The 19,438-nt window shown below is 59.3% G+C and carries 16 protein-coding genes; 11 read left to right on the top strand and 5 right to left on the bottom strand.

The window, feature by feature from the left end; all coding sequences use genetic code 11:
- Positions 1 to 20 precede the first annotated feature (20 nt).
- Both HW554_RS14565 and tsaE read right to left on the bottom strand, forming a co-directional pair.
- Entirely contained in the window at positions 21 to 1,256 is a 1,236-nt protein-coding gene (locus HW554_RS14565) for an alanine dehydrogenase (protein WP_176909306.1), read from the bottom strand.
- Between the two features lie 95 nt (positions 1,257 to 1,351).
- On the bottom strand, positions 1,352 to 1,771 hold the full coding sequence (gene tsaE, locus HW554_RS14560) for a tRNA (adenosine(37)-N6)-threonylcarbamoyltransferase complex ATPase subunit type 1 TsaE (RefSeq protein ID WP_176909305.1): 420 nt from the start codon (positions 1,769 to 1,771) through the stop codon (positions 1,352 to 1,354).
- 234 nt (positions 1,772 to 2,005) lie between these two features.
- Here tsaE and HW554_RS14555 point away from each other — a divergent pair, with 234 nt between their 5' ends.
- Both HW554_RS14555 and HW554_RS14550 read left to right on the top strand, forming a co-directional pair.
- Positions 2,006 to 3,262, top strand: coding sequence for a pyridoxal phosphate-dependent aminotransferase (locus HW554_RS14555; RefSeq protein WP_176909304.1), 1,257 nt, complete (start codon positions 2,006 to 2,008; stop codon positions 3,260 to 3,262).
- Positions 3,263 to 3,392: 130 nt separating this feature from the next.
- Positions 3,393 to 3,713 (top strand): hypothetical protein, encoded by a 321-nt coding sequence (locus HW554_RS14550; protein ID WP_176909303.1) that lies wholly within the window; start codon positions 3,393 to 3,395, stop codon positions 3,711 to 3,713.
- 439 nt (positions 3,714 to 4,152) lie between these two features.
- Here HW554_RS14550 and porX read toward each other — a convergent pair whose 3' ends face one another.
- Positions 4,153 to 5,715 carry a T9SS response regulator signal transducer PorX gene (gene porX, locus HW554_RS14545; RefSeq protein ID WP_176909302.1) on the bottom strand — a complete coding sequence of 521 codons (1,563 nt, stop codon included), beginning with the start codon at positions 5,713 to 5,715 and terminating at the stop codon, positions 4,153 to 4,155.
- A gap of 342 nt (positions 5,716 to 6,057) precedes the next feature.
- Here porX and HW554_RS14540 point away from each other — a divergent pair, with 342 nt between their 5' ends.
- The 6 genes from HW554_RS14540 to HW554_RS14515 all read left to right on the top strand — a co-directional run bounded on the left by HW554_RS14540 (position 6,058) and on the right by HW554_RS14515 (position 12,394).
- The gene (locus HW554_RS14540; protein ID WP_176909301.1) at positions 6,058 to 7,287 is read left to right on the top strand and encodes an HD domain-containing protein; all 1,230 of its coding nucleotides are present in this window, start codon (positions 6,058 to 6,060) and stop codon (positions 7,285 to 7,287) included.
- Between the two features lie 370 nt (positions 7,288 to 7,657).
- Positions 7,658 to 8,698 carry a UDP-3-O-(3-hydroxymyristoyl)glucosamine N-acyltransferase gene (gene lpxD, locus HW554_RS14535; RefSeq protein WP_176909300.1) on the top strand — a complete coding sequence of 347 codons (1,041 nt, stop codon included), beginning with the start codon at positions 7,658 to 7,660 and terminating at the stop codon, positions 8,696 to 8,698.
- 143 nt (positions 8,699 to 8,841) lie between these two features.
- Positions 8,842 to 10,233, top strand: a complete 1,392-nt coding sequence (locus HW554_RS14530; RefSeq protein WP_176909299.1) for a bifunctional UDP-3-O-[3-hydroxymyristoyl] N-acetylglucosamine deacetylase/3-hydroxyacyl-ACP dehydratase — start codon at positions 8,842 to 8,844, stop codon at positions 10,231 to 10,233.
- A 100-nt stretch (positions 10,234 to 10,333) separates the two neighbouring features.
- A complete protein-coding gene (gene lpxA, locus HW554_RS14525; RefSeq protein ID WP_176909298.1) occupies positions 10,334 to 11,134 on the top strand; it encodes an acyl-ACP--UDP-N-acetylglucosamine O-acyltransferase in 801 nt (266 codons plus the stop codon).
- 160 nt (positions 11,135 to 11,294) lie between these two features.
- Positions 11,295 to 11,927, top strand: a complete 633-nt coding sequence (locus HW554_RS14520; protein WP_176909297.1) for an ABC transporter ATP-binding protein — start codon at positions 11,295 to 11,297, stop codon at positions 11,925 to 11,927.
- A 107-nt stretch (positions 11,928 to 12,034) separates the two neighbouring features.
- Entirely contained in the window at positions 12,035 to 12,394 is a 360-nt protein-coding gene (locus HW554_RS14515) for a hypothetical protein (RefSeq protein WP_176909296.1), read from the top strand.
- Between the two features lie 145 nt (positions 12,395 to 12,539).
- On the opposite strand, the gene HW554_RS14510 is transcribed toward HW554_RS14515, so the two are convergent.
- Positions 12,540 to 13,298, bottom strand: a complete 759-nt coding sequence (locus HW554_RS14510) for a DUF4197 domain-containing protein (RefSeq protein ID WP_176909295.1) — start codon at positions 13,296 to 13,298, stop codon at positions 12,540 to 12,542.
- Between the two features lie 105 nt (positions 13,299 to 13,403).
- Between HW554_RS14510 and HW554_RS14505 the strand changes: the two genes are divergently transcribed.
- The 3 genes from HW554_RS14505 (at position 13,404) to HW554_RS14495 (ending at position 16,718) form a co-directional block, all read left to right on the top strand.
- Positions 13,404 to 14,756 carry a competence/damage-inducible protein A gene (locus HW554_RS14505; protein ID WP_317170883.1) on the top strand — a complete coding sequence of 451 codons (1,353 nt, stop codon included), beginning with the start codon at positions 13,404 to 13,406 and terminating at the stop codon, positions 14,754 to 14,756.
- 248 nt (positions 14,757 to 15,004) lie between these two features.
- Complete coding sequence (locus HW554_RS14500; RefSeq protein ID WP_176909294.1) at positions 15,005 to 16,375, top strand: dihydrolipoamide acetyltransferase family protein; 1,371 nt, start codon at positions 15,005 to 15,007, stop codon at positions 16,373 to 16,375.
- A 139-nt stretch (positions 16,376 to 16,514) separates the two neighbouring features.
- On the top strand, positions 16,515 to 16,718 hold the full coding sequence (locus HW554_RS14495) for a hypothetical protein (RefSeq protein WP_176909293.1): 204 nt from the start codon (positions 16,515 to 16,517) through the stop codon (positions 16,716 to 16,718).
- A 118-nt stretch (positions 16,719 to 16,836) separates the two neighbouring features.
- On the opposite strand, the gene HW554_RS14490 is transcribed toward HW554_RS14495, so the two are convergent.
- Entirely contained in the window at positions 16,837 to 19,353 is a 2,517-nt protein-coding gene (locus tag HW554_RS14490; RefSeq protein WP_176909292.1) for a TonB-dependent receptor domain-containing protein, read from the bottom strand.
- Positions 19,354 to 19,438: the final 85 nt, after the last annotated feature.

Here is a 19,438-nt window from a genome sequence, read left to right as displayed (position 1 = left end):
TCCGTCAAAACCCGTGGTCCTTAGTTGCGCACGGCAATCATCAGGGCCAGTTCCTTATAGCGCATGTTGAAGCGGCGGGCGATGCTGGCGTTGGTGAGCGAGCCTTTATAGGCGTACACGCCGGAGCGGAAATGCTCGTTGGTGAACAGCACCTCGTTCACGCCGCCGTGCTGGCTGATTTCCTGCAGAATAGGCGTAAAAATATTGCTCAGCGCATTGGTAGCCGTACGCGGCACCCGCGAGGCAATGTTGGGCACGCAGTAATGAATCACGTCGTACTTGCGAAACACGGGCTTGGCGTGGCTGGTAATCTCGCTGGTTTCGAAGCAGCCGCCCTGGTCGATGCTCACGTCGATAATCACCGAGCCGGGCGACATCTGCGACACCGCTTCCTCGGAAACCATGAACGGAATGCGGCCCTCCTCGGGGTTCAGGGCACCAATAACCACGTCGGCCCGGCGGATTTGCTGGTTGAGCGCGAACGTGTCGAGGGTGCTGGTGTAGAGCTGGGGCTGGCCCAGGTTCTGCTTGAGGCGGCGCAGCTTGTAGAGGTGGTTGTCGAACACTTTCACCTCGGCCCCCAGCCCGATGGCGGCCCGCGCCGAATACTCGGCCACCGTGCCGGCCCCCAGAATTAACACCTGCGAAGGTGGCACGCCGGTAATTCCGCCCAAAATGATACCCTTACCCTCGTCGCCGCCGCGGGCCGCCAGATACTCGGCCGCCACCAGCATCACCGTCGAGCCCGCAATTTCCGACATGGCCCGCACCACCGGCCGCGCCCCGCTCGGGTCCTTTATCAGCTCGAAGCTGATGGCGTTGATTTTCTTGCGCAGCAGGGCCGTGATGTAGTCGGCCGTAAGGGTACCGAACTGCAGGGCCGAAATCAGCGTCTGGCCCGCCCGCAGGTACTCCATTTCCTCGTAGGTGGCGGGGGCCACTTTCAGAATAATATCGGCCTCGAACACCTCCTTCTGCGAGTAGGCAATGGTGGCGCCGGCCTCCGAGTACGCGTGGTCGGAGTAGCGGCTGGGCTCGCCGGCGCCGCTTTCGAGCAGAATCTCGTGGCCGCCTTCTACCAGGTGCTTCACGGCCTCGGGCGTCAGGCAGATGCGGTTTTCCTGCAGAGAGGTTTCGCGGGGCAGCCCGATAAACAGTTTCCGCTTGCGCGTTTCCACGGCCAGCATCGATTCCTGGGTGAAGTAGGCGCGGCTGGCGGCCAGCGACTCGAAGCCGGATGGTACTGCTTGGGGCATCTTTTTTTAATTAAAAATTAAAAGTGAAAAATTAAAAAAATTAAGAACTGTTCCCTTTAAGCCAACCCGGCTGCTGAAGGAGCAGTTTTTAACTTTCAATTCTCAATTTTTAATTCCCGCGAAGCGGGTCCCGTGACGGTGAGCGTGAGCGTAAGACGGTGGTCGGGCAGCAGGGGTGCCACGCGGGCGGGCCACTCAACCAAGCAAAGATAGCCAGAATCGAAGTACTCCGAAGCGCCGATTCCCTCGGCTTCGGCCGGCTCATCCAGGCGGTAAAAATCGAAGTGGTACACGGGTACGTCGGCAGCCGTGCGGTACTCATTTACGAGCGCGAAAGTGGGGCTGCTGACTTCATCGGCCACACCCAGCTCGCGGCACAGCGCCTTGATAAAGGTGGTTTTGCCGGCACCCATCTCGCCCTCGAAGCAGAGAATGGTATGGTTGCCGAGGGCAGCCCGTACCTGGGTAGCGGCAGCGGGCAGATCGGCGAGGCTGGAAATGGTAATCGTGCGCATGGTGGCAAAGGTACACCGCCCGGCCGGGGGGCCAAACCCGTAGCGGTTGTGTACTTTTAGGCTGCTTGCAACAGTGTCATGCTGAGCGCAGCGGAGCGGAGTCGAAGCATCTCTACTGCAACGCTAGTCCTGACTACTACAACGAAACGGCAGAGATGCTTCGACTCCGCTCCGCCGCGCTCGGCATGACACTGTTGCACCACTATATACCTTTCCCTTAACCCTTCCACAACCATGCACGTTTCGCAAATGGCCGCGGGCCTGATTGGCTCCGAAATCATCAAAATCGGCAACGAGGTAAACGATATGATTCGCCGGGGCGAGCAAATCTGCAACCTCACCATCGGCGACTTTGACCCGGCCGAATACCCGATTCCAACTGAGCTGAAGACCGGAATCATGGCGGCGTACGAAGCCGGGCAGACCAACTACCCACCCGCCAATGGCATGGCCGGCCTGCGCGAGGCGGCCGCGGCCTTCACGGCCAGCCGGCTGGGCCTGGAGTACGCGGCGTCCGATTTTCTGGTGGCTGGTGGCTCGCGGCCGCTCATCTATGCCACTTACCTGGCCCTCGTGGATGCCGGCGACCGGGTGGTGTTTCCGGTGCCCAGCTGGAACAACAACCACTACTGTCACCTTTCGGGCGCCGAGGCGGTAATGGTGGAGACCCGGGCCGAAAACAACTTCATGCCCACCGCCGCCGACCTTGCCCCGCACCTGACCGGCGCGACAATGCTGGCACTGTGCTCCCCGCTCAACCCCACCGGCACCGTTTTCAGCAGCGAAGACTTAGAGGCTATCTGCGACTTGGTGCTGGCCGAAAACCAGCGCCGCGGCCCCGACGAAAAGCCGCTCTATCTACTCTACGACCAGATTTACTGGCTCCTCACTTTCGGTGCCACCGAGCACTACGACCCGGTTAGCTTGCGCCCCGCCCTGCGCGACTACACCATTTACATCGACGGCATCTCGAAGTGCTTGGCCGCTACCGGCGTGCGGGTGGGCTACGCTTTCGGGCCCAGCAAGGTCATCGACAAGATGAAGGCCATTTTGGGCCACGTAGGTGCCTGGGCTCCCAAGGCCGAGCAGGTAGCCGTGGGCCAGTACCTGCCCCAAACGGAAGCCGTGGATGCGTACATGGCCAGCTTCAAGCAGAAAATCCAGCGCAGCCTGAACCTCCTGCATGAAGGCCTGCAAACCATGAAGGCCGCCGGCCTGCCCGTCGATTCGCTGGTGCCGATGGGTGCCATCTACCTCACGGCCAAGCTCGACGTGCTGGGCCGCAGCACGCCCGCCGGCCAGCGCCTCGACAACACCCAGCAACTAACCTCTTACCTCATCAGTGAGGCGAAGCTGGCGCTGGTGCCCTTCAGCGCCTTCGGAAACGACGGCACCGCGCCGTGGTTCCGCATGTCGGTGGGCGGGGCTTCGGCTGACTCTATTGCGGCGGCGTTGCCCCGGCTGCGGACGGCTTTGGAGGCGTTGCGTTAGATGGCGGGGGTGGGACGGTTACTTTTCCGGGCCGCCGCACGTTTATGCACCGAACCGCTTATCTTCCAGCTATAAACACGCAGATACTCACGCTTTTTAGTGCTGTTTTTTCACTTGTACTTCGTAAGCCATGACCCGCCTCCTGATGCTTCCGCTACTTCTGCTGGGCTTTGCCGCCAGCGCCCAGACTGCCCCAACTACCGCACCACGCCTCGGGCTCGGCAAGCCTACCACTATCCCCCTTTACATTGAGGCGTTGAGCATGAAGCCAAACCCGATGTATGTTGTCGATGGGCAGATAGTGGACAGCAGCGCCTTATCTACCATCAGCCCTGACCAGATCAAATCTGTCAGCATTATAAAGCCTCAGGCGGCAGCTGCATCTTTCGGGCCACGGGTAAGAAACGGGACGGTCATGATTACCAATAAACCCGTCAAAACCGGCCGTTAATCATTTGATTACTAAACTATGATAGGTCGCTTCTTACTGATTCCGCTGCTGCTGCTGGGGTTTGCCGCCAGCGCCCAGACTGCACCTACTGGATATGACAGCGCCAGCACACACACTAAATCTGGCACCCTTATAACCCTTCGATGTCGTCCGCTTGAATTGGCTGAACGGCCGCTTTTCATCGTTGATGGACGGATTTGGGATAGACGTCGCCCCCTAGATATCAACCCTGATCGGATTGATACATTCCACATTATGCAGCCACCAGCCGCAACGAAGCAATATGGTAGTTCGGCCAAGAACGGAGCCATCCTGATTACGACTAAACCTATTAGAACGGTCCGGTAAATACCAGTATCGCTGTCATTGGGTTAGCATTTAGAATGCAAAAAGGGCCGCCATAATTGGCAGCCCTTTTCTGTTTTGACTAACTGCACCCCTACCCTTTCGGGCTCAGCGTGACGTATGGGATGATGCACTCCTCCAGGGAGATGCCGCCGTGCTGGAACGTGTCTTTGTAGTAGTTCACGTAGTAGTTGTAGTTGTTGGGGTAGGCGAAGAAGAAGTCGCCGACCGTGAACACGTAGGCGGTGCTCACGTTTTCGCGGGGCAGGAAGATGTTGTCGGGCTTGCGCACCGTGTACACATCCTTGCTATCGTCGAAGCCCAGGTTTTTGCCGTGCTTGTAGCGCAGGTTGGTGTTGGTGTTCCGGTCGCCCACAATTTTGTAAGGGCGCTTCACCCGAATCGTGCCGTGGTCGGTGGTGATGATGACCTTGCCCTTGCGCTCGGCAATCTGCTGGAACATCTCATACAGCGGCGAGTGCAGGAACCACGATTTGGTCAGGCTCCGGTAGGCCGATTCGTCGGCGGCCAGCTCCCGAATCATCGCCATATCGGTGCGAGCGTGCGAGAGCATGTCCACGAAGTTGTAGACGATGACGTTGAGCTTGTAGTTGTTGTGCAGGTTGGCCATTTTGCCCAGCAAATCCTTGCCGGCCTGCAGGTTGGTTACCTTGTGGTAGCTGAACTTGTGCTTCTGGTTGGCCTTCTGGAACATGATTTCCAGGAACTCCGCCTCGTGCAGGTTCTTGCCCTCGTCGTCGTCGTCCCACACCCACAGGTTGGGGTATTTCTTCTGGATTTCACCCGGCATCATGCCCGAGAAAATGGCATTGCGTGCGTAAGCCGTAGTGGTGGGCAGAATACTGTAGTAGGTTTCCTCCTGATCAACGGTAAACATCTCCGCGATAATCGGCTCCAGCACCTTCCACTGGTCGTAGCGCAGGTTGTCGATGAGCATGAAGTACACGGGCGTGTCGCCGGTTTCCTTGAGCAGCGGAAACACCCGCTCCTTGAACAGCTGGTGCGACATGAGCGGCGCGTCGGCGTCGCCGTGCAGCCAGTCCTCGTAATTCTCCTGAATGAAGCGGCCAAAGTAGGTGTTGGCCTCGTCCTTCTGCATGTTGAAGACCTCGGCCATGCTCTTGCCCTCGGTTTCGTTTATTTCCAACTCCCAATATACCAGCTTCTTGTACACGTCAGCCCATTCGGTGGGGCTGAGCCGGTCGCCGAACTGCATGCCCAGCTGGCGGAAGTCGCGCTGGTAGCCCGAGTTGGTTTTCTCGCTCACGAGGCGCTTGTTGTCGAGCACCTTTTTCACGGCCAGCAGAATCTGGTTCGGGTTGACGGGCTTGATGAGGTAGTCGGCAATTTTGCTGCCGATGGCCTCTTCCATAATGTGCTCCTCCTCGCTCTTAGTTATCATGATAACCGGCACGGTGGGGCGCAGGGCCTTGATTTCGGTGAGGGTTTCGAGGCCCGTCAGGCCGGGCATATTCTCGTCGAGGAAGACGATATCGTAGGTTTTTTCCTGGATTTCCTCCACCGCGTCGGTACCGGAATTAACGGCGGTTACGTCGTAGCCTTTATCTTTCAGAAAGAGGATGTGCGGCTTAAGCAGGTCGATTTCGTCATCGGCCCAGAGGATACTGTATTGCATATGGCGGGTTGAGAGTTACACAAGAAAGCCCGGACCGCTGTCCGGCGCGAAGAAAACTACCTTGGCCATAAAGCTGAGCCGGCCGGGTAGTTCAAAGATGTCGGGCTGCCGGCAAAAGTTGCGGCGGCGGTTTCATAAGTAGCTTTACTCCCAATCCTTGCCTTTAGGTTGTTATATTTTTTCTGCGCTGGCGCTATTTCAGATCAACTCAGCCGTAAAGAAACCAAAAATCAACGGCTTGAGTCTTCGTAGCTATACAACTGAGCCCGCCGGTGTGTTTTGCATTTCCTGCTTTAAGCCCCGCAAAACCACCTGAAAACCCGCCGCTTCCCCGAGTTTCCGATGAATAAAAAGAAGATTTTCAATGACCCCGTCTACGGCTTCGTCACCATCCCGACGGAGCTGCTCTTCGACCTGATTGAGCACACGTATTTCCAGCGGCTACGTCGGATTCAGCAGCTGGGCCTGACGATGTTCGTGTATCCCGGGGCGCTGCACACACGCTTTCACCACGCGCTGGGCGCCATGCACCTGATGTCGCTGGCGCTACGCACGCTCAAAGACAAAGGCGTGAAGATTTCGGCCGAGGAAGGTGAGGCGGCCATGGCAGCCATTCTGCTCCACGACATCGGCCACGGCCCCCTCTCCCACGCGCTGGAGCGCAGCATTTTCCACGATGTGCACCATGAGGCCGTGAGCCTGCACCTGATGCGCAAGCTCAACACCGAGTTCAATGGGGCGCTGGAGTTGGCCATTGCCATCTTTCAGGGCACCTACGAGCGGCCGTTCTTTCATCAACTCGTCAGCAGCCAGCTCGATATGGACCGGCTCGACTACCTCAACCGCGACTCGTTTTATACCGGCGTGCAGGAAGGCCGCCCCGGCGCCGACCGCCTCATTAAAATGCTGACGGTGGTAGATGAGCGGCTGGTGCTGGAGGAAAAAGCCGTGTACAGCATCGAGAACTTTCTGGTGAGCCGGCGGCTGATGTATTGGCAGGTGTATCTGCACAAAACCGTTACCAGCGCCGAGCAGATGGTAATTCGCATCATGCAGCGGGCCCGCGACTTAGCGCGCGGCGGCACCGAAGTACCCGCCTCGCCCAACCTGCAGTTCTTCCTGACTCGTAACGTCACGCAGGAGCAGTTCGAAACCGACGATACCATCCTGCGCCGCTTCGCCCGCCTCGACGATACCGACGTGTGGGGCGCCGTGAAGCTCTGGGCCGACCACCCCGACACGGTGCTGCGCTACCTGGCCCAAAGCCTGCTCGACCGGCACCTGTTCAAAATCACGCTCCAGACCGAGCCTTTCGACGAAGAATTCCAGCTCGGCATCATCGAGCTCATTGCCGCCCGCTTCGACCTGCCGTCCGCCGACGCTGCGCAGCTGATGATTGCCGGCCGCATCAGCAACAATGCCTACGACGCCGACGGCCACGATTCCATCGACGTGCTCACCAAGCGCGGCGAAGTGGTCAACGCCGCCGAGGCCTCCGACCTGCCCAACATCAAGGCCCTGAGCCAGCGCGTGGAAAAGCACTACATCTGCTACCCCAAGGAGATTCTGTGATTGGTGATTAACCCAACCTGTGGAGGGCGTTGTAGGGGCGGGGCTTGTCCCCGCCCGCCGTTGACCGATTACCGTTGAACGGTTACCGTTGCAACGGCGCCAACGGTGGGCGGGGACAAGCCCCGCCCCTACACCGTGCTGACAGACCTCTACCGCAGTTTGGGATTAGTAAGAGACCGTCATGCTGAGCGAAGCTGAAGCATCTCCACCGCTTCGTTGCCAAACCAGGCTAACAGTAAGATTACCATAGCGGTACAGACACTGCAGCTAGGGCTCCGCTTCTGCTCCGCATGACGTACGGTTTTGCCTTGTAGCCCAACACCAGCCGTCAACTGCCAACCACTAATCCCTAACCACTACTTTTGCCCTCATGGAATTCACCGTAGGTCAGATAGCCGAAGTGCTGCAGGGCACTGTAGAAGGCGACGCCAGCCAGCCCGTCAACCGGTTGGCCAAGATTGAAGAAGCCCAGGCCGGCTCGCTCTCGTTTCTGTCAAACCTGAAGTACGAGCCCCACCTCTATACCACCCAGGCTACGGTGGTGATTGTGAGTCGCACGCTGGAACTGAAAAGACCCGTTACAGCCGCTCTCATTCGCGTCGACGACCCCTATACCAGTTTCACCGCCCTGCTGGAGTTTTACCAGCAGGCCAGCCGCACCGGCAAGCGCGGCGTCGAGGAGCCGGCCTTTATGGCCGCCAGCGCCCGCATCGGGGCTAACCACTACCGCGGGGCCTTCTCCTACATCGGCGAAAACTGCGAGATTGGCGAAGGCGTGGTGATTTTTCCGCACGTATTCATCGGCGACCGGGTGAAAATCGGCGACGGCACGATCCTCTATGCCGGAGCTAAAATCTACGCCGAAACCGTTATCGGCCAGCGCTGCGTGATACACGCCGGGGCCGTCATCGGCTCCGATGGCTTCGGCTTCGCCCCCCAGCCCGACGGCTCCTACCGCACCATTCCGCAAATCGGTAATGTGGTGCTCGAAGACAACGTGAGCATCGGCGCCAACGCCACCGTTGACTGCGCCACGCTGGGCTCCACCATTATCCGCGAGGGTGCCAAAATCGATAACCTCGTGCAGCTGGCCCACAACGTGGAGGTGGGGCGGCACACGGTTATTGCATCGCAAACAGGCGTGTCGGGCTCCACTAAAATCGGGGATTTCTGCGTGCTGGCGGGCCAGGTAGGCATGGCCGGCCACCTCACGCTGGCTAATCGCACTACCGTTACGGCCCAGTCGGGAGTAGGCAAATCCATTAAGCACGAAGGCGTATTGCTGCAGGGCTCACCGGCCTTCGCGCTACGCGACAGCCTGCGCTCAAACGCCATTTTCCGGCATCTGCCCGAACTAGACCGCCGCCTGCGCCTGCTCGAACAGCAAGCACAGCCACCGGAAAAGCGCTAACTTTGCCTTTCTGAAAGGCGCTAGAAGCTCGGGAAGCTAGAAGATAGAATTCGTTGGCTGCCCTGCTCTGATTTTGCTGCTTTCAGCCTCCCCCATTGACTTTTCTTCTAGCTTCTAGCTTCCTCAGCTTCTAGCTCCTTTAAATGAACGACAAGCAACACACAATCAAGGCACCGGTCACCGTAAGCGGTATTGGGCTGCATACGGGCGTAGTGGCCACGATGACGTTTTGTCCGGCCCCCGTCAACCACGGCTATAAATTTCAGCGTATCGATTTGCCCGGCCAGCCCATCGTGGATGCTGATGTGGACAACGTGGTGGATTTATCACGCGGCACGACCATTGAGCAGAACGGTGCCCGCGTAAACACTGTGGAGCACACGCTGGCCGCGCTGGTGGGCCTGCAGATTGACAACGTACTCATTCAGCTCGACGGCCCCGAACCACCCATCATGGATGGCTCCAGCTTCGAGTTCATCAAGCCGTTGCAGGAAGTGGGCTTTGAGGAGCAGAACGCGCTGAGAAATTACTACGAGATTCCAAGCGAAATCCGCTACGTGGATAACGCCCGCTCGGTGGAAATTGCCGCCCTGCCGCTCAACGATTACCGCCTCACGGTGATGGTAGACTATAATTCGCCGGTGTTGGGCTCCCAGCACGCCTCGCTCACCGACATCACCCAGTTTGCCGCCGAAATCGGCTCGTCGCGCACCTTCTGCTTTCTGCACGAGCTGGAGGCGCTCTACAAATCCAACCTTATTAAGGGCGGCGACTTAAGCAACGCCATTGTGGTGGTCGACCGCGTGGTGAGCGACGACGAGCTGAATGACCTAGCCACGATGCTTGGCAAGCCCAAGGTGGCCGTCAAGAAGGAAGGCATCCTCAACAACGTGGATTTGCGCTACAAAAACGAGCCCGCCCGCCACAAGCTGCTCGATTTGGTAGGCGACCTGGCCCTGGTAGGCCGGCCGCTTAAAGGCCAGATTCTGGCCGCCCGCCCCGGGCACGCGGCCAACGTGGCCTTCGCCAAGCGCATCAAAAAGAAGATGATGGAGGCCCACACCAGCCCCATCCCGACCTACGACCCAAGCCGCGAGCCGGTGATGGACATCAACCAGATTGCTGCCACCCTGCCCCACCGCTACCCGTTTCTGCTGATTGACAAGATCATCCATCTCGATGCCACCACGGTAACAGGCGTTAAGAATGTCACCTTCAACGAGCAGTTCTTTGCCGGCCACTTCCCCGGCAACCCCGTGATGCCCGGCGTGCTCCAGATTGAGGCCATGGCCCAGACCGGCGGCATTCTGGTGCTCAATACCGTGCCCGACCCCGAAAACTACTGGACCTACTTCCTGGGAATTGAAAACTGCCGCTTCCGCCGCATGGTGAAGCCGGGCGATACGCTCATCTTCAAGTGCGAGCTGACGGCGCCAATCAAGCGGGGCATTGCCAAAATGAGCGGTAAGGCCTACGTAAATGGCAAAGTGGTGATGGAAGCCGAAATGTCGGCCAGCATCGTTAAAAAGAATTAATAATTAGTAATTAAGAATGAATAATTTTCTGCGGACTGTTGCTAATTCTGCCGCTGAGATAATTCTTAATTACTAATTATCAATTACTAATTAAAATCAAATGACCCAGCCGCTCGCCTATATTCATCCCGAGGCCATCATTGCCCAGAACGTGGTAGTGGAGCCATTTACGACCATTGACAAGGACGTGGAAATTGGGGAAGGCACCTGGATTGGCCCCAACGTCACGATTATGGCCGGGGCCCGGATTGGCAAGAACTGCCGCATTTTTCCGGGCGCCGTTATTGCCGCCCAGCCCCAGGATCTGAAGTTTGCCGGCGAAAGAACCACCGTGCATATTGGCGACAACACCGTGATTCGGGAGTGCGTGACGGTGAACCGCGGCACCGTGGACCGGCTGAAAACCGTAATCGGCAGCAACTGCCTGCTGATGGCCTACGTGCACGTGGCCCACGACTGCGTAATCGGCGACAACTGCATTCTGGCTAATACTGTGCAGGTGGCCGGCCACGTCGAAATCGGCGACTACGCCATTATCGGCGGCTCTTCAGCCATCCACCAGTTTGTGCGTGTGGGCCAGCACGCCATGATTTCGGGTGGCTCGCTGATTCGTAAGGATGTGCCGCCCTTCGTGAAGGCGGGCCGCGAGCCGCTGAGCTACGCCGGCATCAACAGCATCGGGCTGCGCCGTCGGGGTTTTTCGGATCAGAAGATTTCCGAAATCCAGCAACTCTACCGCCTGCTATTTATGAGCGGCCTCAACAACGCCGCCGCCCTCGAACAAATCGAGCTGGAACTGGCCCCCTCGCCCGAGCGCGACGAAGTGGTGAACTTCATCCGCAACTCCGGCCGTGGCGTCATCAAAGGCTACGGCCGCGGCTCAGCCAGCGGCGGCGAGTAGTTGTTAGGTTAAGCGGATGACGTAGGGGCGGTGCTTGCCCCCGCCCGCCGAATAACAACCCATATCGTTTCCGATGCCCTTCACTCCCGGCTTACGCTAATGGCGGGCGGGGGCAAGCCCCGCTCCTATTGACCGTCCTAGGTCCTCAACTCCTCAACGAATGCAGATTACGGCTACCGGACTGAGCAAGCGGTTTGCGCGGGAGTGGATTTTCCGGGGGCTGAACCACACGTTTGCGGCGGGTTCGGCTACGGCCATTCTGGGGCCAAATGGAGCCGGTAAGAGCACGTTGCTCAACACGCTTTCGGGCCAGATTTTACCTACCCACGGCACGCTGGATTATCAGGAAAAAGGCCTGACGGTGGCCGTGGAAGACGTGCCGCAACGGCTGGCCTATGCCGCACCCTATCTGGAGCTGATTGAGGAGTTAACGCTGACCGAGCTCATCCGGTTTCATACCCGTTTTAAGCCCCTGCGGCCGGGCATAACGAGTGACGAGCTGGTGCGCCTGATGTACCTCGAAAAGTCGCGCCACAAGCTGATCCGCGACTTTTCGAGCGGCATGAAGCAGCGCCTCAAGCTGGCCCTGGCCCTGTACGCCGACGCCCCGCTGCTACTACTCGACGAGCCGACCACCAACCTCGACCGCACCGGCGTGGCCTGGTACCGCGAGCATATAACGGCCACGCTGCTTGGCCGCACGGTGCTGGTATCGAGCAATGTGCCCGAAGAGTATGACTTCTGCGAGCAGCAGCTATTGATTACCGACTTCGGGGCCCAGGCGGCCCGCTGAGCGGCTTTTTACAGTTCAAACTGGTAGGCAGAACGGAACCTGGAAAGGTTTCGTCGCGTATCTTTGCAGCTCAATTCGTTTCATCCTTTCCTGCCCCTCACAAGGCCATGACACAGCACGACGACTTCGACGACGACGACCTTTTTGGCGACGACGATGCCCTGGACAACTTCGCCAAAGCCGGCGGCAGCAAAACGCAAGGATCGGCCGAGGAACGCCTCGCGGCCAAATATGCCGATTACCTGATGTGGCGCGACACTGGTTCCTCGCACGATGAGGCGCTGGATCTGGCCAATATGAGTGAAGACGAGTTCGACGAGGCCGAAGCTGGCAACGACCCCGAAAGCAGCGGCAAGTTTACCTCGCTCGACGACCTGGACGACAACGACTTTTCCGACGACGACACCGACGAGTACGGCTCCTCCGGCTCCTCCCGCAACAGCGGCCGCAACTCCGACTACGATTAGCCTTGATTTATTGAGACAGCGAAAAAGGCTGTCATCCTGAGCAACGCGAAGGACCGATGGAAAAGCCAACATTAATCGTTAGCTTTTCTATCGGTCTTTCGCGTTGCTCAGGATGACAGCCTTTCTGCGTTAACACATCAGTATTCTACCCCCGGCCGAACACGCGGCGCAGCAACTCGGTGGTGCGGGCAACGGGGTTTTCGCGGATGTTAGCCTCTTCCTGGGCCACGAGCGTAAACAGACCATCGATGGCCTTGCCGGTGGCGTACTGGTTGAGGTCGGTTTGGACGGGCGTAACCAGCGGGATGCGGTTGTAGCGGGTCGTCAGATCGGTGTAGTACTTGGTGGCTCCTACCTGGTCGAGGCTGCGCTGCACAATGGGCTGGAAAGCGGTGGTGAGCTGGGCGGTGGTGGTGCGCTTGAGGTAGTTAGTGGCGGCGTCCTTCTCGCCCGTCAGGATACCCCAGACGTCTTTAAACGTGAGGCTTTTGATGGCCGTCAGAAAGATGGGCTTCGCACTCTGGGCGGCCTGCTCGGCCCCGCGGTTCAGCGTCAGCTCAAACTTATCTACCTGGCTACCCAAGCCCAACGTGCGGAGCGTGGTGGCTACGCGCTGCGCATCGGGCGGAAACGGAATGCGGATAAGGCGGTTCAGGTAAAAGCCATCGGTTTTCGAGGCCTGATCGGCACCTTTGCTGATACCCAGCGTAAGGGCTTCTTTGAGGCCACGTGCGGCTTCGTCGGAGCTCAGGCCACCGGGACGCGGAGTTGTGGTGGTAGGGCCGGTTTGCGCGGGCAGATTTTTGAAAATGTCGCCCAGCTTAGGCAGCCGGAACTGGGCGGCGGCGGGCAGTTGCAGGCCCAGCAGCAAGAAGGGTAGCGCGAGGAAGGAGCGGTTTTTCATGGCGTAAAGGAAGCGGTTATGCTGCGGGTTTTGCACAAACCGGACCAAACTTAAAGTCAGCTAACAAAGCCGAAAGGCAAAACCCAGAAGCACTCCCCGGACTTTATGCGCCGGCCGGATGCGGCTTCGTCTGCTACCTTCGCGCTGCCAGGCGTTGCCTTCCGCCTCTTTCCTCCTGACTACTTCCCTCTCCCCTTCCGCATGGTGCCTGATATTGAGATTATGACCATTGGCGATGAGCTGCTCTACGGGCAGGTTATCGATACGAATTCGGCTTTTATGGGGCAGGAGCTGGGCAAGCTGGGTTTGCGCGTGCGCCAGATTACGAGCGTATCCGACCGGGCCGATGAAATAGTAGCCACCCTCGACCAGGCCCGGCAGCGGGCCCGCGTGGTGCTGATGACCGGCGGCCTCGGCCCCACCAAAGACGATTTGACCAAGCACGTGCTGGCCCGCTATTTCGGGGCCGAGCTGGTGCTCGACGAAAACGTACTACGCCACGTAGAGGGCATTTTTGCCCGCTACCAGCGGCCCATGCTGGAAGTAAACCGCCAGCAGGCAATGGTGCCGGCCAATTGCCAGGTGCTACATAACGCCGTGGGCACAGCCCCCGGCATGTGGTTCGAAGACGGCGGCGTGGTGTTCGTGAGCATGCCCGGCGTGCCCCACGAAATGAAGTACCTGATGACCCACGAGGTGCTGCCGCGCCTGCGGGCCCACTTCCAGACGCCCGCCATCGAGCACGTCGTGGTGCAGACGGTGGGATTGGGCGAGTCGTTTCTGGCCCAGCAGATTGAGGACTGGGAAACGGCGCTGCCACCCTATGTGAAGCTGGCCTACCTGCCTTACCTGGGAGGAGTACGCCTGCGCCTGACGGGCCAGGACGACGGCCAGCCCCACCTGTTGGCCCGCATGGAGGCGCTGTTGCCAGAGTTGCGCCGGCTACTCGGCACCCATATTTATGCCGAGGGCGAAATCAAGCTGGAAGAAGTAGTGGGCCAGCTTCTGATGGAGCGCGGCCTGACGGTGGGTACGGCCGAAAGCTGTACCGGCGGCCTGCTGGCCCACCGCCTCACCAGCGTACCGGGCGCCTCGCGCTACTACCAGGGCAGCCTCGTGGCGTATTCCAATGAGCTGAAAATGGCCGAGTTGGGCGTGCAGGCCGAAACGCTGGCTGCCCACGGTGCCGTGAGCGAAGCCGTGGTAGCCGAAATGGCCGAAGGCCTACGCCGCCGGCTGGGCGTTGATGTGGCCCTGGCCACCAGTGGCATTGCCGGCCCCGATGGTGGGACCCCCGAAAAGCCCGTGGGTACCATCTGCGTAGCCTATGCCGACGCCCACCGCACCGTCACGAAGCAAATCAGCTTTGACCGCGGCCGCCAACTCAACCTGGAGTTCACCGCCACCACTGCCCTGAACCTGCTACGCCTGAGCCTGCCGGGCGGGGTGCAAGAGTGATTTGATGACTCGGTGGGTGAGGGAACGTCATGCTGAGCGGAGCAGAAGTATCTCTACCGCTTCGTTGCAATGTCTTAGGTTAGTCAGAGGTAGAGATGCTTCGACTCCGCTCAGCATGACGGCCTTTTTTGTGCTCCCTCTCATCTGGTCACCCGTTCACTCATCCACCGATTCTCCGCATTGCGAGTTCTGGTTACCTTTGCACCACCAACCCCACCCCCACCCACCTCTATTAATATCCCGACCGCATGGCACGAATGGAAATGACGATGCCCAAGATGGGCGAATCCATCATGGAAGGCACCGTTCTCAAATGGCTCAAACAAGTAGGCGACGCCATCGAGCAGGACGAATCGGTGCTGGAAGTGGCCACCGATAAGGTTGATACCGAAGTTCCGGCCCTGCACGCGGGCATTCTGCAGGAAATTCTGGTGGAGGAAGGCCAGGTTGTTGCCGTGGGCGCGCCCATCGCCGTAATTGAAACCGACGCCGCCAACGCTGGCGCTACGGCCTCAGCCGCTGCTCCAGCCGCCCCAGCGGCTTCCGACAACGGCGCTGCTACTGCTGCCGCCCAGGTGCCCCATGTGCCCGCCGAAACGGCCCCGGCCGCTGGTGCCGCCCAGCCCCAGACTGGTCGCTTCTACTCGCCGCTAGTAATGAGCATCGCCCGCGAGGAAGGCATCAGCATGAGCGACCTGGAGTACCTGCCCGGTACCGGCAACGAGGGCCGCGTCACCAAGAAAGACATCCTCGACTACGTGGCCGGCGGTAAGCAGCCCCTCACACCGCAGACTGCCGCCCCGGCCGCTGCTGCTCCGGCCCCGGTTGCCGCAGCTGCCCCGGCTGCCGCTCCAGCCGCCAAACCTCAGGCGGCTGCTACGGCTCCCAAGGCCGTGCCTTCCATCAGTGGGGGGCAGGAGCTGATTGAGATGGACCGCATGCGCAAGATGATTGCCCAGCGTATGGTGGACTCGAAGCGCATTTCGCCCCACGTAACGAGCTTCGTGGAGGCCGACGTAACCGACATCGTGAACTGGCGCAACAAGCACAAGGATGGCTATAAGAAGCGCGAAGGCGAGAACCTGACTTTCACGCCCATCTTCATCCAGGCCATTGCCCGCGCCATTCAGGACTACCCGATGATTAACGTGTCCATTGATGGCGACTACATCATCAAGAAGCGCGACATCAATATTGGCGTAGCCGTGGCCCTGCCCTCGGGCAACCTCATCGTGCCGGTTATTCACAACGCCGACCAGCTCAACCTGAATGGCCTGAGCAAGAAGCTGAACGATTTGGCCAACCGCGCCCGCACCAACAAACTCAAGCCCGAAGATCTGGAAGGCGGCACCTACACCGTGTCCAACGTCGGCTCGTTTGGCAACGTAATGGGTACGCCCATCATCATGCAGCCCCAGGTGGCCATCATGGCCGTGGGTGCCATCAAGAAGAAGCCGGCGGTGATTGAAACGCCCCAGGGCGACCTGATTGGCGTGCGCCACTTCATGTTCCTGAGCCACAGCTACGACCACCGCGTGGTAGACGGCTCGCTCGGCGGCATGTTCGTACGCCGCGTGGCCGACTACCTGGAGCAGTTCGACCCCAACACGAGCATTTAGCGCTTAGAAGGTATGTAAAAGGCCCCGCCGTGGTTACACGGCGGGGCCTTTTCGGTGGTATGAGCTTACTTTTACCTGTCGTCGGCCTGGGCGTTTGCACCAATTGGGCCTTCGGCTTTTTACTCGCTACTTCTTCCTCATGAAAAAATACCTACCCCTGGTAGCGCTGCTGATTGCGCTCGGCCTCATCCTGTTCCTCTACCAACGCCTGAACAACACTGAAACGGCTTTAAAGCGGGCCGAGCAGAAATTCCAGGACTGCGAGATTGTCACCTTTCAGCTTCAGAACAAGCTCAGCCAAATCAAGCGCGGCCCCGTGCCCGACAGTTTGCGGGAGAAGTAGCACGCACAGAGGTGCTAACCTGCCGTTCCGACAAAAAATGAATCCGGGTCAGGTCACTGAACAATGTAGTTCGATGACCTGACCCGGATTCATTTTTTTGTCGGAACGGCAGATTTGCTTATTGCTGGCCGTCGGGGGTGCTACCACCTTCTTTCAGGTCGTCGTTGCTGATGGCGCGGCGGCGGCGGGCAGGCCGCTGCTCAGTGGTGAGCTTGCCGATGCGGTAGTTGAAGTTGAACCGGAAGCCAATGCGCTTGAGGTCGTTAACACTGTTTTGGTCGAGCACGGCCGAGCTGAACGTATTGCTAATGCGCAGGCTGGGCGTGAAAAAGTTATCAAACCCCACCCCAAACGAGCCGCGCTTCTCGGCAAACCTCTTGTTCAGGCTCAAGCTGTAGATGCCGAACCCACCCTGCGACCCCTGCAGCTGTACCTGCCGGCCCCGATAGAAGCTGAAACCCTGTAAGGCCCAGCCGCTCTCGAACTGATAATTGGCGCTGAGCCGGCCGCTGGCTACCCAGCCCTCATTGCTGGCCGCCAGCACGGGGTTGGGTGAGTTGTTATCAAGCACGGCGTAGAACACATCGGTACCCCCGCTGAGGGTGAAGTTTTTACCCACCTTTACATTGGCGTTAATGCTGCCGCCATAGGCGTTTTCGTTGCCAATATTGTCGAAAGTGGTAATGATGGTATCGAGCCGGGTGATGCGCACGGGCTGGATAGAGCCGGTGGAGTTGCGCATGAACGTGGAGAAGTTGAGCGAGGTCTGCTTGATGAAGGTGCTGTAGCCCAGCTCGTAATTGTTGGTGTATTCGGGCTCCAGCTCGGGGTTGCCGATGGTGACGTTGAGCGGGTTGGACGCCTGGCGGTTGGGGTTCAGAAACTGCAGCGAAGGCCGCTGAATCCGGCGGTTGTACGCCAGCTTAACCAGGTTGCCGTTGCTGAGCTTGCGCGAGAAGTTCACGCTTGGCACCAGCACCCCATAGGAAGGAATATCCAGGTTTTCGGCCGACGCGAAGTTGGCGTTGATGCTGGTGTACTCGTAGCGGGCACCAGCCTTGAGGGTGAAATCTTTGGGCAGACTTACGGTGTAGGCCACGTAGCCGGCGGCCACGTTCTGGTCGTAAAACAGCTCGTTCGACTGCCCTGCCCCCGACAGCTCCCGCCCGTTGAGTTGCGTATTGAAGTCGCTATTGACGCTCCGGGTAATGTTTTTGGCCCCGAACTCCAGAATCTGCTTTTCGCTCACGGGCGTGGTGTAGTCGGCCTGCAGCGTAATTTCCTGGTTGTAGCTGTCGTTGATGTTGCGCAGGAAGTTGCCGCTGCCCAGCCCCTCACGGATGGCGTTGGTGAAGTCGTTCTGACGTACGTTGCGGCTGTACTGGCCCAGCAGGCTGAACTCCTGGCGGGGCTTTTCGAAGGTGCGCACGTAAGTAAGCGTGGCATCTACGGTGGTCGAATTGTCGAGCACCTTCACGTCGCGCAGGCTACTGGTAAAGGGGTTGATGCCGGTGGTCAGGGTTTCGGTGAGCAGGTCGTCCTGGTAGTTGGTACCGTTACGCAAACTCAGCTGCACCGAGGCGGCCAGGAAGTTGCGCTTGTTGATGTCGTAATCCCAGCCCAGGGTGTAGCGCCCGAACACGTTGTTCTGGCGGGTGTCGGCCTGCTGGAGGCTGGTGCTGACGAGCTGGCGGCTGGCCGGGTCGGTGGGGTCGGTGAGGCGGTAAGTGAGCTGGTCGTTGCGGAAGCTGCCGGGGGAATTGTAGAGTGCCCGCCCGCCGCCGCTCAACGAGAAGCCCATTTTGCCGGTGCGGTAGGCCGCGCTCAGGTTCAGGTTCGCGCTACGCAGGCCCCCGCTCAGGCGGGTATCGAGCGTGAAGCCCCGCAGCGTGTTCTGCTTGGTGATGATGTTGATAATGCCGCCCGAGCCTTCGGCGTCGTAGCGGGCCGAGGGCGAGGTAATCACCTCCACGCTCTTAATTTGGTCGGCCGGAATCTGGCGAAGGGCATCGGCAATGTTGCCGGCCGTAATGGTAGAGGGCCGGTTGTTGATGAGCACCTGCAGGTTGCTGGAGCCGCGCAGGCTCACGTTGCCATCAAGGTCGACCGAAAGCAGTGGCACGCGGCGCAGCACGTCGGTGGCGTCGCCGCCGCGGGTGGTTTCGTCCTTTTCGGCGTTGTACACCGTGCGGTCTACCTTTTCCTCTACCAGCGCCCGCTGGCCCTCCACCACCACTTCCTTCAACGCCTGGGCCGTGCTTTCTATGCTGATGCTGCCCAGATTAACGGTGTTGCCATCGTCGGTAATCACTACGCCGGGCTTCTCGAAATTCTTGTAGCCGATGAAGCTCACCTGCACCGTATAGGTGCCCGCCCGCAGCCGCGGGATGCTGAACTTACCATTATCATCGGCCGAGGTGCCATCGACGGCTTTGCCGGTGGCGGGGCTCAGGAGCACCACCGTGGCGTAAGGCACGGGCTGCTTGGTAGCGGCATCGATAACGGTGCCGGTTACGCGGCCGGTACCGGGTTCGGCCTGGGCCTGCCCGGCAGGGCGGCCGGCACCGGTTGGAGCCTGGGCCTGCGCGTTGGCGGCCGCGCCGCTCAGGGCCAGCAGCAGTAGTGCTTTCTTCATTCTGGAATTAATAACGACCGCCACAAATTCTGGGAGTCTGGACAGAGACACAACTTTGCAGCGCGAGTGGCACCGCGAACCGGGA

This window comes from Hymenobacter lapidiphilus (assembly GCF_013377885.1).
Taxonomy (GTDB): domain Bacteria; phylum Bacteroidota; class Bacteroidia; order Cytophagales; family Hymenobacteraceae; genus Hymenobacter; species Hymenobacter lapidiphilus.
Note: the sequence above shows the minus strand (reverse complement) of the source record. Positions and strands in the feature narration are given on the sequence as shown.

Excerpts from the sequence above, each read along its gene's own strand:
- HW554_RS14565 (WP_176909306.1), bottom strand. The coding sequence starts at position 1,256 with ATGCCCCAAGCAGTACCATCCGGCTTCGAGTCGCTGGCCGCCAGCCGC.
- tsaE (WP_176909305.1), bottom strand. The coding sequence starts at position 1,771 with ATGCGCACGATTACCATTTCCAGCCTCGCCGATCTGCCCGCTGCCGCT.
- HW554_RS14555 (WP_176909304.1), top strand. The coding sequence starts at position 2,006 with ATGCACGTTTCGCAAATGGCCGCGGGCCTGATTGGCTCCGAAATCATC.
- HW554_RS14550 (WP_176909303.1), top strand. The coding sequence starts at position 3,393 with ATGACCCGCCTCCTGATGCTTCCGCTACTTCTGCTGGGCTTTGCCGCC.
- porX (WP_176909302.1), bottom strand. The coding sequence starts at position 5,715 with ATGCAATACAGTATCCTCTGGGCCGATGACGAAATCGACCTGCTTAAG.
- HW554_RS14540 (WP_176909301.1), top strand. The coding sequence starts at position 6,058 with ATGAATAAAAAGAAGATTTTCAATGACCCCGTCTACGGCTTCGTCACC.
- lpxD (WP_176909300.1), top strand. The coding sequence starts at position 7,658 with ATGGAATTCACCGTAGGTCAGATAGCCGAAGTGCTGCAGGGCACTGTA.
- HW554_RS14530 (WP_176909299.1), top strand. The coding sequence starts at position 8,842 with ATGAACGACAAGCAACACACAATCAAGGCACCGGTCACCGTAAGCGGT.
- lpxA (WP_176909298.1), top strand. The coding sequence starts at position 10,334 with ATGACCCAGCCGCTCGCCTATATTCATCCCGAGGCCATCATTGCCCAG.
- HW554_RS14520 (WP_176909297.1), top strand. The coding sequence starts at position 11,295 with ATGCAGATTACGGCTACCGGACTGAGCAAGCGGTTTGCGCGGGAGTGG.
- HW554_RS14515 (WP_176909296.1), top strand. The coding sequence starts at position 12,035 with ATGACACAGCACGACGACTTCGACGACGACGACCTTTTTGGCGACGAC.
- HW554_RS14510 (WP_176909295.1), bottom strand. The coding sequence starts at position 13,298 with ATGAAAAACCGCTCCTTCCTCGCGCTACCCTTCTTGCTGCTGGGCCTG.
- HW554_RS14505 (WP_317170883.1), top strand. The coding sequence starts at position 13,404 with ATGCGCCGGCCGGATGCGGCTTCGTCTGCTACCTTCGCGCTGCCAGGC.
- HW554_RS14500 (WP_176909294.1), top strand. The coding sequence starts at position 15,005 with ATGGCACGAATGGAAATGACGATGCCCAAGATGGGCGAATCCATCATG.
- HW554_RS14495 (WP_176909293.1), top strand. The coding sequence starts at position 16,515 with ATGAAAAAATACCTACCCCTGGTAGCGCTGCTGATTGCGCTCGGCCTC.
- HW554_RS14490 (WP_176909292.1), bottom strand. The coding sequence starts at position 19,353 with ATGAAGAAAGCACTACTGCTGCTGGCCCTGAGCGGCGCGGCCGCCAAC.